General features: G+C 71.3%; 10 protein-coding genes. 5 read left to right on the top strand and 5 right to left on the bottom strand.

Annotated elements, in window-relative coordinates; genetic code table 11:
• Positions 1-180: 180 nt before the first annotated feature.
• The 4 genes from G3N92_RS24390 to G3N92_RS24405 all read right to left on the bottom strand — a co-directional run bounded on the left by G3N92_RS24390 (position 181) and on the right by G3N92_RS24405 (position 4,930).
• On the bottom strand, positions 181-1,170 hold the full coding sequence (locus G3N92_RS24390) for an alpha/beta hydrolase (RefSeq protein ID WP_241015002.1): 990 nt from the start codon (positions 1,168-1,170) through the stop codon (positions 181-183).
• A gap of 127 nt (positions 1,171-1,297) precedes the next feature.
• The gene (locus tag G3N92_RS24395; RefSeq protein ID WP_206130166.1) at positions 1,298-2,650 is read right to left on the bottom strand and encodes an MFS transporter; all 1,353 of its coding nucleotides are present in this window, start codon (positions 2,648-2,650) and stop codon (positions 1,298-1,300) included.
• An 86-nt stretch (positions 2,651-2,736) separates the two neighbouring features.
• On the bottom strand, positions 2,737-3,912 hold the full coding sequence (locus G3N92_RS24400) for an L-dopachrome tautomerase-related protein (protein WP_206130168.1): 1,176 nt from the start codon (positions 3,910-3,912) through the stop codon (positions 2,737-2,739).
• A gap of 169 nt (positions 3,913-4,081) precedes the next feature.
• The gene (locus G3N92_RS24405; protein ID WP_206130169.1) at positions 4,082-4,930 is read right to left on the bottom strand and encodes an oxidoreductase; all 849 of its coding nucleotides are present in this window, start codon (positions 4,928-4,930) and stop codon (positions 4,082-4,084) included.
• A 104-nt stretch (positions 4,931-5,034) separates the two neighbouring features.
• Here G3N92_RS24405 and G3N92_RS24410 point away from each other — a divergent pair, with 104 nt between their 5' ends.
• Complete coding sequence (locus tag G3N92_RS24410; RefSeq protein WP_206130170.1) at positions 5,035-5,967, top strand: LysR family transcriptional regulator; 933 nt, start codon at positions 5,035-5,037, stop codon at positions 5,965-5,967.
• Positions 5,968-6,035: 68 nt separating this feature from the next.
• On the opposite strand, the gene G3N92_RS24415 is transcribed toward G3N92_RS24410, so the two are convergent.
• Positions 6,036-6,329: a DUF1330 domain-containing protein gene (locus tag G3N92_RS24415; RefSeq protein ID WP_206130171.1), complete on the bottom strand. Its 294-nt coding sequence runs from the start codon at positions 6,327-6,329 to the stop codon at positions 6,036-6,038.
• Here G3N92_RS24415 and G3N92_RS24420 point away from each other — a divergent pair.
• The 4 genes from G3N92_RS24420 to G3N92_RS24435 form a co-directional block, all read left to right on the top strand.
• A complete protein-coding gene (locus tag G3N92_RS24420) occupies positions 6,328-6,582 on the top strand; it encodes a hypothetical protein (protein WP_206130172.1) in 255 nt (84 codons plus the stop codon). The two genes, G3N92_RS24415 and G3N92_RS24420, sit on opposite strands and share 2 nt — an antisense overlap.
• A 254-nt stretch (positions 6,583-6,836) precedes the next feature.
• The gene (locus G3N92_RS24425; RefSeq protein ID WP_206130173.1) at positions 6,837-9,137 is read left to right on the top strand and encodes a sigma-54 dependent transcriptional regulator; all 2,301 of its coding nucleotides are present in this window, start codon (positions 6,837-6,839) and stop codon (positions 9,135-9,137) included.
• Between the two features lie 325 nt (positions 9,138-9,462).
• A complete protein-coding gene (locus G3N92_RS24430; protein WP_206130174.1) occupies positions 9,463-11,175 on the top strand; it encodes a hypothetical protein in 1,713 nt (570 codons plus the stop codon).
• On the top strand, positions 11,172-11,369 hold a 198-nt coding region (locus G3N92_RS24435; RefSeq protein WP_206130175.1), incomplete at its 3' end, for a hypothetical protein. The genes G3N92_RS24430 and G3N92_RS24435, both read left to right, overlap by 4 nt.

Here is an 11,369-nt window from a genome sequence, read left to right on the forward strand (position 1 = left end):
TGGCAGTGCGGCGCGCGCACGGCGATGTGCGGGGGTATGGCGGGTGCGAGCGTGCCGGTCGGGGGTGTAGTGCGGGCCGTGGCGGACGTGGGGCGGGTGAGGGGGCAGGCGTGAGGGGCGAGCCGTGGCGAGCTGCGCGCGCCTGCGCCGGCGCGAGAGTGACTGCCCGGCTCCGCGCCGCTAGTTCGACGCGAGCCACTTCAGCAGCGCATCGTCGAATGCTTCGGGATCCTGGATTTGCGGCGCGTGGCCCATCGCCGGAAACTCGACGAGCGTGGCATGCGGGATCGCCTTGGCCGCATCGCGCGCGAGTTGCGGATAGTGGCCGAGCGTGGCGCGCACGGCGGGCGGGGCGACGTCGAGCCCGATGGCCGTCGTGTCCTTGTCGCCGATCATCAGCAGGGTGGGCGGTTCGGGCAGGCCGAACTCGCCGATCACGGGCTGCGTGTAGATCATGTCGAACACGAGCGCCGAGTTCCAGGCCACCAGCGCCTTGCCGGGGCCGCGATACAGGCCGGCCAGCATCTGCACCCACGGCTCGAACGCGGCATCCCAGTGGCCGTTGTAATACACCGCCTGCTCGTATTTCCGGATGCTGTCGGCCGTGGTCTTCAGATCCTTTTCGTACCACTGATCGACGGTTTGCGCCGGCACGCCCTTGGCCTTCCAATCCTCGAGCCCCACCGGGTCGACCAGCACGAGCCGGCGCACGTCGCCCGGATACATGAGCGCATACCGCACCGCCAGCATGCCGCCCGTTGAGTGGCCGATCAGCGTGTAGCCATCGACGCCGATCGCGTGCAGCAACTGACGGGTGTTGGCGGCCAGTTGCTGGAAGCTGTACTGATAGTGCGCGGGCTTGCTCGATTTGCAGAAGCCGATCTGATCGATCGCCACCACGCGATAGCCCGCGTCGCGCAGGTCGCGGATCGTGGTGTCCCACGACGCCGAGCAGAAATTCTTGCCGTGCAGCAGCACCGCCGTCCGGCCGTTCGGATGCGACGGCTGCACGTCCATATAGGCCATCCTGAGCGTTTGCCGCTGCGACGGGAAGCTGAAGACCTGCACCGGGAACGGGTACGCCGCGCCTTCCAGCTCGGGCCCGTACGCGTCGCCGGCGGCGAGTGCGGGCGAGGGCAGCGCTGCGCTCGCGAGCCAGGCGGCGATCATCAGGCGGCAGGCTCGCACGACGAACCAGCGCAACGGTGCGGGCGTTTTCGATCGGGACGACATGGGGCAACTCCTCCAACAATGAAGAATCGATTCGACGGCGTGACGCGGACGCACGGGCGCCGGCTCAGGCCGCGGCAAGCGCGAGCCAGCTCAGCGCCGAACTGAGCGCGGCAAAGCCGGCGCCGATCGCGAGCGCGACGGTCGAGCCATGCACGGCCGACACGCTGAAGCACAGCGCCACCAGCGCCGCGCCGGTGGCCTGGCCGATCAGGCGGGCGGTGGCGAGCATCGCGCTGGCGCCGCCGCTGCGGGCAGGCGGCGCGCTGGCGATCAGCGCCTTGGAGGTGGGCGACTGGAAGAACCCGAACCCCGCGCCGCAGATCGCCATTCGCACGCCGATCTCGAACGCGTTCGGATGGGCGGGCAGCAGCGCCAGCGAGGCGAGGCCGATGCCGAGGCAGGCCAGCCCGATCGCGCCGAGCAGGTTCGGCGCATGGCGGTCGGCGAGCCTCCCGGCGAGCGGCGCGGCCAGCGCGACGCACACCGGCCACGGCGTGATGATGAAGCCGGTACGCACCGCGTCGAGATGCTGGACGCGCTCCAGATAGAACGGCAGCGAGACGAACGCGAGCCCCTGCGCGGCATAGGCCGTCGCGATCACCGTCGTGGCGAGCGCGAACGAGCGGTTGCGGAACAGGTCGACGGGCAGGATCGGCGCCGGGCGCGACGCCTCGCGCCGGATCAGCAGCGCGCCGGCCGCGGCGGCCACGCCGGCGGTGACGAGCGTGTTCGCGGCGGAGCCGAATTGCGTGGCCTCGCTCAGCGCATACACGAGCGTGGAGAACGTCGTCACGTTGAGGATCGCGGCGAACGCATCGAAGCGGTGCCGCGCGCGCGGCGAATCGGGCAGCGACGGCCAGGCGAACGCGAACGCGAGGCCGCCGAGCGGCACGTTGATGGCGAACAGCCAGGGCCACGACGCGACGGACAGGATCGTCGAGGCGACCGTGGGGCCGACGGCGTACGCCATGCCCACCACCAGCGTGTTCAGGCCCATGCCGCGCCCGAGGCGCTCCGGCGGATAGACGATGCGGATCAACGCGGTGTTGACGCTCATGATCCCGCTCGCGCCCAGGCCCTGCAGCACGCGCGAGAGCGTCAGCATCGCCAGCGTGGTCGAGCAGGCGCACGCCAGCGAGGCGAGCACGAACACCGCGAGGCCGAACAGGTAGATGCGCCGATGGCCGATCAGCGCGCCGAGCGCGGCGAGCGGCAGCAGCGTCGCCACCATCGCCAGTTGGTAGGCGTTGACGATCCAGACGGAGGCGGCCGCCGACGTGTGCAGATCCACGGCGATGGCCGGCAGCGCGAGGTTGGCGAGCGCCGTATCGAGGATCGACAGGCCGACGGCCAGCAGGATGGCGAACAGGGCGCGCCCGGACGAAGCGGGCAGCGCGGCAGCGGGAGCAGCGGACATGGGCGGCGAGGAAAGGGTCGTGCAACGGATCCGGCGGCGCGCGGGCGCGCCGCGTAGCGGATTCGCCGCTCGGGAAAGACGAGGCGTCAGGGCTTGCGCGGCAGGCGCCAGATGTCGTAGTTCTCGTTGCCGGCCTGGATCGCGCCCATGAAGTGCTCGTTGAGCCCGCTCGATGTGAACAGGAAATCGCCGTCGGACAGTTCCGTCAGCGTGTCGGGCCAGTGGATGCGGTCGTCGGACGCAATCAGCCTGGCGGCATGACTGCGCTGGCTGTATTCGACGATGCCGTTGTTCGTCAGGTTCGTGACGAGCACGTTGCCCCGGCGGTCCACCGCGATGCCGTCGGAATTGCCGCCGACGTCGCCGAGGGTTTGGACCTGCGCCGCGATCTGGCCGTCGCCGGCGTGCGCATCGCGCAGGATCGCGGTCGGCACCGCGTGCAAGTGCGTGCCGCTGGTGACCGTCCAATAGAGCGTGGCGGCGTCGGGGGATAGCGCGATGCCGTTGATGCCGATGTTCAGCGGATGCTCCGGCAGCACGTCCAGCCCGTGGGACACCACCTTGGCGCCTGGTTCCGGCTGGACGGCCGCGGCCCGGTCGAGCACGCGGCGCACCGTGCCGCCGGCGAGATCCGCCACGATCAGCCCGGCATCGTTGCCGCGCACGCCGCTGTCGGCGATATACGCCACCTGACGTTTCTCGTCGACGACGATGTCGTTGAGGAAGCTGGCCTTGCGATCCGCCACCGCGTCGAGCGCAATGCGGCGCACCTCCGCGCCCGATCGCAGGTCGAGGATCACCACTTTCTGGCCGCCGGCGGGCGCCTCGCCTTCCCCGGCGACATAACCCATGTCGAGCGCCCAGAGCCAGCCGTTCGTGCGATCGACGTAAAAGCCCAGCACGCTGCGCAGCGCGGCGCCGGGGGCTGCGTCGAGCGCGTTCGCGGCGGCCGACGGAAACGCGGTGAGGCGGGCCGGGCCGGAGGTCGGGCCGGTATCGAGCAGGTTCAGCGTCGACGGCACGCGCGCCGACATCCAGCGCGGCGTGCTGACGAAGTAGCGGCCTTGTGCGTCGGTATGCAGCCCGGCGATCGGTGCGCTCGCCGAATCGGCGAACGGCGTGCCAGCCGAAGCCTCCCACGTCACCCCGGTGTAGCTGCGCCAGCGTTCGAGCTGGCCGTAATCCGCGGCGCGAGCGGCTTCGCCGAAGGTCAGGGCGGCGAGGGCGGCCGCGAGCGCGGCGATTCGGGGGCGATGGTTCATGGGTGTCGATGGTCGGGTTGCGGGGGGGAGGCGTCGCGCCTCGCCCGGCATGTTGGAGCGGGGGGCGGCCCGCGAACAGCCGCTGTTTGCGCGCACTAGCTGTTAAAAAATGCACAGCCGGCCTGGGCCATAATTTTCGGCATTGCGGTTCGGCGTGCGCCTGGGCGGCCTACGACGCGAAATCGGTGGACGCCGTCACGTCCGCCCACGCATCGATGCTGGCCGCCGTTTCCTCGATGCGCTGCCGGCTGGCCGCGAGCGCATCGCTGCCGAGCAGCAGGCGGCGCGGCGGCGCCGGATGCTCGACCAGTTGCAGCAGCACCTGCGCGGCCTGTTCGGGGTTGCCGATCTGCCTGCCGTCCTTGGCGCGGCGGGCGTCGCGCACCGGGCCGAACACGGCGTCGTAATCGGCGATGCTGCGCGCGTTGCGAACCAGCGAGCGGCCGGCCCAATCGGTGCGGAACGCGCCGGGCGCGAGCGCGGTCACGTGGATGCCGAGCGGCCGCACTTCCTGCGCCAGCGAATCGGAAATGCCCTCCAGCGCGAACTTGCTGCCGCTGTAGTACGCGATGCCGGGGAAGCTCAACGCGCCCGCCAGCGACGTGACGTTGACGATGCGGCCGCTGCGGCGCTCGCGCATGGCGGGCAGCACGGCCTTGATCATCGCGACCGCGCCGAACACGTTGACGGCGAATTGACGTTGCAGCTCGTCGAGCGGCGATTCCTCGAGCACGCCTTCGTGGCCGTAGCCGGCGTTGTTGACCAGCACGTCGACGGCGCCGGCGGTGCGCACGATGTCCGCGATGGCGGGGCCGATGCGGTCGTAATCGGTGACGTCGAGCACGACGCCGAACGCCCTGCCGCGCGCCTGAAGCTCGAACGCCGTGCGGGCGGCTTCGCTGCGCACGGTGCCGATCACGCGATGCCCGGCCGCCAGCGCCGCGCCGGCGAACGCGCGGCCGAGGCCGGAATTGACGCCGGTGATCAGAAAGACTTTCGGGTTCGCACTGGATTCCATGGTGTGTCTCGTGAAAGGGAGAGGCCTGCATCGGCAGGCAGGATATCGGCCGGATCCGGGCATGACCGGCCGCGAGCAAACGGCGCGAGCCGACGGAGAACGGAATGGATCGCATCGAGGCGATGACAATGCTGATTGCGGCGGTGGACACGGGCAGCTTCTCGGCCGCGGCGCGCGCGCTGCACATACCGGCGCCGACGCTGACGAGAAAGATCAACGATCTCGAACAGCGCATCGGCGCGCAGTTGCTGACGCGCACCACGCGCGGGCTCAAGCCGACCGACGCCGGCGCGGATTACGTGGCCCGCGCGCGCGGGATCCTGGCGCTGGTCGATGCGCAGGAGCGCGACGCGTCGGGCGAATTCACGGCGCCGCGCGGCGAGCTGGCCGTCTCGGCGCCCGTTTTGTTCGGACACCTGCATGTATTGCCGCATCTCGCGGATTTTCTGGCGCGGTTTCCGGCCATCAACATCGCGCTCGACCAATCGGATCGCCACGTCAACCTGGCGGAAGCCGGCGTGGATCTGGCCGTTCGCATCGGCCGGCTGCCGTCGAGCGGCCTGATCGCGACGCGGGTGGGCGCGATGCGCGCGGTGGTCTGCGCCAGCCCCGAACTCATCGCGCGGCATGGCGCGCCAGGCGTGCCGCAGGATCTCGCCGGCATGCCGTGCGTGGTCGTGAACGCGCCGACGCTCGCGCCGGCATGGCAGTTCCGCAGCCGCCAAGACGCCGCCGGGGACGGCGTGGAGGCGGTCGCGATCAAGCCGCGGCTTCGGGTCGGCACGGCGGCCTCGGGCGTCGATGCGGCGGCGGCGGGGATCGGCTATGTCCGCGTGCTGCACTATCAGGCACGGCACGCCATCGAGGCCGGCCGCCTGCGCATCGTGCTCGGCGCGTTCGAGACCGAACCCGTTCCCGTGCAGTTGGTGCATGCCGCGCATGGCCCGATGCCGGTCAAGCTGCGCCGGCTGCTGGATTTCCTGGCGCCGCGGCTGCGCGCGGAACTGGCGCCATTCGGCGCCGCGCGCGCGACGTGATGCGCGGCGGGACGACGGCGTGACGCGACGCGCCAACGGGGTGTCCATGCCGGCGCCGGCCGGGGCGCTTACTCGACGCCCTCGACGATGCGGAAATCGCGTTTGGCCGCATCGCCCAGCACCTTCAGCGCGGCCTGATAGGCCGCGCCCTCGCGGGCGGCGAGCGCTTGTTCGAGGCTCGGGAATTCGGTCACCACGGTGCGCGCCAGTTGCCCGGCTTCATAGGCGTGTTGCGCGGTGCCGCGCGCGAGAATGCGGCCGCCGGCGGCGGCGATCGCCGGGCCGGCGAGCTTCGAATATTCGACGAGTTGTTCGGGTTTGTCGACTTGCTGGATCGCGACGACCCAATAGGCTTTCGGCATGATGTTGTCCACACGGGATGAGAGTGAACGGCGCCATCCCGGCGCCGTCTTCGGTGCGGACATCATGCCGCGCGATGCGGCGTCGTTGAATAGACCGGATGCGAGGTTTGCCTCGCCGGAAAGCGGAGAGCGCGGGGCGGCGATCGTCGATCAATGCGCGCACGACCGGCCGATCGGACCCGATGCGGCGCTCGCGGATGTGTCCCGTATTCCCTGTCGCACGCGGGCGCGCAACGAACCGCTGATTTTTTGACACCGCCCCAAACCCATTTAAAATCCGGCGTTCAATCCACGTGTCAAGAAACCGGCGCGCCCGCCGTTAAAGTCTTAATGAGCCGGCCTGCGACGCAATCAGGCGATCGCAAGCGCAACGGCCATCAGGCAATATCGTTTCGGGGTGAAGGTCATGGCATCGCAACGCGCATTCCGCTGCCGGAATGCGGTTTTTCAGTCGCAGCATTTGTTGCATTCGCTGCATTTGCCGCATTCAGCCGCCGGAGCGTCGCGATGAGCACCCCGCGCCCCGAGGTGTCCCCCGCACTGTCGTCCGCCTTCGCCGAGCCGGCCCTGGTCGGACGTTCCCCCGCCTTCCTGCAATTGATCGAGATGGTCGACCGCGTGGCGCCGACGCGTCACGCGCTGCTCGTCACGGGCCCGACCGGTTCCGGCAAGGAACTGATCGCGCGGCGCATCCACGCGCGCGGCGCCACGCCGGACGAACCGTTCGTCGACCTGAACTGCGGCGCGATTCCCGACACCCTGCTCGAGGCCGAACTGTTCGGCCATGTGCGCGGCGCGTTCACGGGCGCGTCGGAGCACCGCGCCGGGCTGCTCCAGCAGGTCGGGCGCGGCACGCTGTTTCTCGACGAGATCGGCGAGTTGCCGCTGGCGTTGCAGCCGAAGCTGCTGCGCGTGCTCGAAACCGGCAGCTTCCGGCCCATCGGCGGCGCGGCGCCGCTGCGCTTCGAGGGCCGCGTGGTGGCCGCCACCCATCGCGATCTGCGCGAGGCCGCGCAGGCCGGCCGGTTCCGCGAGGATCTCTATTTCCGTCTGGCCGTGTTCGTGCTCGACGTGCCGGGCCTCGAGCAGCGCGCCGAGGATATCCCCGCGCTGGTCAAGCATTTCGCCGGCCAGCAGCCGCGCGCGATCGATTTCTCGTCGGCGGCGATGTCGCGGCTGCGCCGTCAGGCCTGGCCGGGGCATGTGCGGCAACTGCGCAATCTGGTCAGCCGCGTCAGCGTGCTCGCGTCCGATACGCAGGTCGATGCCGACATGCTCGAACCGTTTCTGGCCGCCGAGGCGCCCGACGCGCAATGGCGCGAGCAACTGGCCGACCGCCTGCTGCTGCTCGACGGCGAGGACAAGCTGGCGGCCGCCGAATACCTGATGATCGACCGCGCGCTCGCGCGCAGCGGCAACAACAAGACCGCGGCGGCGGCGCTGCTGGGCGTGAGCCGCAAGACGGTCGAGCGCCGGCTCAAGGCGCGCGCCGAGCGCGCCGCCGATCCGCGCAGCGATCTCGCGCAGGCCGAGGCGCGGATCCGCGCCGCGCAGTTCCGCGAGGCGATTCCGTTGCTGCGGCGCTGTCTCGACGGCCTGCCGGACGGCGACGAGGCGGACGCGCCCGCGTGGCGGCGGCTGCGTTTCGAGGCCAATCTCGCGCTCGGCGTGAGCCTGCGCAGCGTGCACGGCTGGCTGTATCCCGAGGCGAGCGCGGCCTACGCGGCGGCGATCGCGGCGGGCGAGGGCGTGTGCGACGACGGCGAACTGGCCTCGGTGCAGTTCGGCGTCTGGACGACCCAGCTCACCACGATGCAACTGAGCGAGGCCCGCGCGAGCGCGCAGGATCTGCTGCAGCGCGCGCAGCGGATCGGCACGCTCGACCGGCTCGACGAGGCGCACATCGCGATGACCAACACGCTGTTCTGGCTCGGCGACAGCAGCGAGGCGCTGGCCTGCCTCGCGCGCGGCAACCTGCTCGGGATCGGCCTCGACGATCATCGCGTCGGCGCGCAGGGCCTCGATCTGGCCGGGCTCGCGCTGACCTTCGAAGGGCTCACCTGTTTCCAGACGGGCGCCGAGGATCGCGCGCGGCATGCGATGACGGTGTTGTGCGCGCGCGTCGCGCAAAGCCACGAGAACGCGCTCGCGCACGTGCTGAACCTGCAGGGCGCGGCCTGGCTCGCCTGCCTGTTCGACGACGACGCGCGGCTCGGCGAGCTCGCGGCGGAGCTGGCCAGCGCGTCCGAGCAGGCGGGGCTGGCGTTCTATCAGGGCGTGGGCGAGGTGCTGCGCGGCTGCTGGCTGTCGAGCCGCGGCGCGTTCGAGGCGGCCGAGCCGCTGATGCTGAGCGGCTTCGAGCGGATGATCGATCACGGCGGCGCGCTGTTCTATTCGTTCATGGCCTGGCATCACGGCGAACTGCTGCTGCGCGCGGGCCGCCACGCGGATTGCGCGCGGATGATCGACACCGCGCTCGACGTCGTGCTGGAGCGGCAGGAGCGCGTCTATCTCGGCGAGCTGCTGATCGTGCGCGCCCGCGCGCGGCGCGCGCAGGGCGAATTCGCGCTGGCCGAGCAGGAACTGCGCAGCGCGATCGCGACGGCGCTGGCGATCGGCTCGGTGCCGGCCCGGGTTGCCGCCGCGACGCATCTGGCCGATCTGCTCGACGAACGCGGCCAGCCGGCCGAGGCGATCCTGGCGCTCGAACGCGCCTTGCGCGGCACGCCGCCGCTGCAGGCCTCGCCGATCACGCAGCGGGCGGTGGCGCGGCTTGCCGCGCTGCGCGAGGCGCGGCCGGTGGCGTGAGGGCGGCGGGGAGGGGACGAGGCGGGTGACGTTCCCGGCCGCGTGGCCTCGATAGCCGGCCAACGCCCGAATGCGACCGCCTGCCCTCGGTGGACGATTCCGTCCGCCGGGCCGCGCCGCCCCGGCCGCCTGCGTCCGATGCCGCGCGCGCCGCGCCCGTCCAAACGTCCTTCAATTCCCCGCAATCCCCCGCCCGGCAAGGCGTGCCGCGTTCTGGCACGCAACTCGCTATGGATGACCGCCGCGCGACGACGTCGCCGACGACGCGCGCGGCAGCGTACGGTATCCGCCGCCAGCGGCCGTGCGTCGTGCTCACGAGGTCGACATGGCAAGCCCGCTCCCCGCATTCCGCTCTCCGGCCGATCAGGCCAGCCGCGATCTGGCGGGCGATCCGGCGGCCCTGCACGCGTTCGGCGCGCTCTGGACGCAATACCTCGACGCGATCTCGCAGCAGGCGATCGTCGGCAACCCGTGGCAGGCGAGCAACTCGTCGAATACGCCGTACTACTTCAACCCGCTGACCACGGCGCTGCCGCGCGATGCGCGCGTGCAGGCCGTGCGCTGGTCGGCGATGCCGGGCCGGATCGCTCGCCACGAGCGCGCAAACGGGCCCGACGCGCCGCAACCGGCGCGCATCGCCCAGCTCGCCGATTACGGGTGGACGCCGTCGCCTACCGCGCCCGGCCGCCGCACGTTCGCGGCGCCGCATGCGGGCGCCGCCGCCTACGGCCCCTACGGCCCGCGCGGCTGGCAGGACGAATACTGCGAATGGAGCGTGCTGCGCGACCCGGTCAGCAACCGGATCCTGCGGATCGATTTCACCTGCGAGAGCCCCGAATACTGGTTCGCGCTGTGGCAGGCCGCGCCCGAGGCGGTGGCCGAGCTGTACCGCACGACGCTCGACAACCCGTCGATCCAGCTCGACGACCTGATCCTGCGCGACGCGGCCGGCCGCGCCGTGATCGATCCGTCCACGGGCGCGCCGGCCTACGATCCGCTGAACGTCTGGAACCGCGGGCCGGAGCGCTGGCCGGGCCGCGACGGCGGCGGCGCGATGCATCTGACCAGCACGCCGAACACGCTGCAAACCGGCATCGCCGGGCTGGCCGGCGCGGCCACGATCCAGCGCTGCGGCGAGCCGCTCGATCCCGAGCATCTGCTGTGCTGCGCGCGCATCGGCCAGCCGCACCGCCACAGCGATCCGCGCATCGGGCGCGACGTCAATGCGCTGGTGGGCGAGTGCCGGAAGATCACGATTGCGGATCCGCCCGGCTTCTACATGCAGATGCCCGATTTCGGCCGCTACGCGCTGCCCGATCAGGCGCCGCCCGGCGCGCGGCCGCAGCACTACTGGCGCGTGACGCGCGGCGCGCTCGCGCTGGACGATGCGCATGGCCGCCCGCTGCCCGGCAACTTCATCCTGCACGCGGTGTTCGAGGTGCCGGCCGGGCTCGGCTTCACGGTGGGCGACATCCGCATCGACGGCGAGCCGATCGGCTATGCGGCGCAGGTGGCGGCCACCTTCGAGATGCAGCTCACCCTGGCGGCGATTCCGGTCGGCAGCCCGTTGAGCCGGCAGGGCTGCGCGGGCGAGCCGCCGAACCCCTCGCCGCAGCCGCTGCAGATGTGGCACGCGGCGTTGTGGGCGGCGTATGCCGGCAAGCCCGCGCCGGCCAATCCGGCGGGCGTGCCGATGACGCTGGCGAGCAACGGCGCGCTGCTGCCGCCGGCGGTGCGGCGTGGCCAGGCGCGCGTGCCGATGGCGCTGATCTGCCGCGGCGCCAGCCTCGGCGGGCCCGATGGCCTGCCGACCGTCAGTTTCGACGGCGCGCCCGGCAGCGTGCGCGCGACCGTCACCGGATGCCGGGACGACGTCGCCTATACGGTGCCGGGCGACTCGTATCCGACGAAGAACCAGGTGCTGTCGATCGATGTGACGGTCGACGGCGCCGCGGTGCAGGGCCTGAGAGGCGTGCGTATCGGAAACCCGGGGGAAGCGGCGGGACAAGCCGCCCCCGGTTTCCTCAGAATCGAATGACGGGGCGCGCAATGAAGGTGCATTACGACATCACGCTCGACCCGGCCGCCCATGCGCTCGAGGTCACGCTCTCGATCGAGGCGCCGGGGCCGGGCGAACTGGTCTTGACGACGCCGGGCCGAACGCCCGGCGCGTACGACACCCCGCCGCTCGTGCGCGACCTGTACGGCGTATGCGCGGCGCGGACGCAGACC

Source organism: Burkholderia sp. Ac-20379, from assembly GCF_017104645.1.
GTDB lineage: Bacteria > Pseudomonadota > Gammaproteobacteria > Burkholderiales > Burkholderiaceae > Burkholderia.

What these genes read in the sequence shown, in the direction of transcription:
- G3N92_RS24395 (WP_206130166.1), bottom strand. Translation starts at nt 2,650, where the DNA reads ATGTCCGCTGCTCCCGCTGCCGCGCTGCCCGCTTCGTCCGGGCGCGCC.
- G3N92_RS24400 (WP_206130168.1), bottom strand. Translation starts at nt 3,912, where the DNA reads ATGAACCATCGCCCCCGAATCGCCGCGCTCGCGGCCGCCCTCGCCGCC.
- G3N92_RS24410 (WP_206130170.1), top strand. Translation starts at nt 5,035, where the DNA reads ATGGATCGCATCGAGGCGATGACAATGCTGATTGCGGCGGTGGACACG.
- G3N92_RS24430 (WP_206130174.1), top strand. Translation starts at nt 9,463, where the DNA reads ATGGCAAGCCCGCTCCCCGCATTCCGCTCTCCGGCCGATCAGGCCAGC.
- G3N92_RS24390 (WP_241015002.1), bottom strand. Translation starts at nt 1,170, where the DNA reads ATGATCGCCGCCTGGCTCGCGAGCGCAGCGCTGCCCTCGCCCGCACTC.
- G3N92_RS24415 (WP_206130171.1), bottom strand. Translation starts at nt 6,329, where the DNA reads ATGCCGAAAGCCTATTGGGTCGTCGCGATCCAGCAAGTCGACAAACCC.
- G3N92_RS24405 (WP_206130169.1), bottom strand. Translation starts at nt 4,930, where the DNA reads ATGGAATCCAGTGCGAACCCGAAAGTCTTTCTGATCACCGGCGTCAAT.
- G3N92_RS24425 (WP_206130173.1), top strand. Translation starts at nt 6,837, where the DNA reads ATGAGCACCCCGCGCCCCGAGGTGTCCCCCGCACTGTCGTCCGCCTTC.
- G3N92_RS24420 (WP_206130172.1), top strand. Translation starts at nt 6,328, where the DNA reads ATGATGTTGTCCACACGGGATGAGAGTGAACGGCGCCATCCCGGCGCC.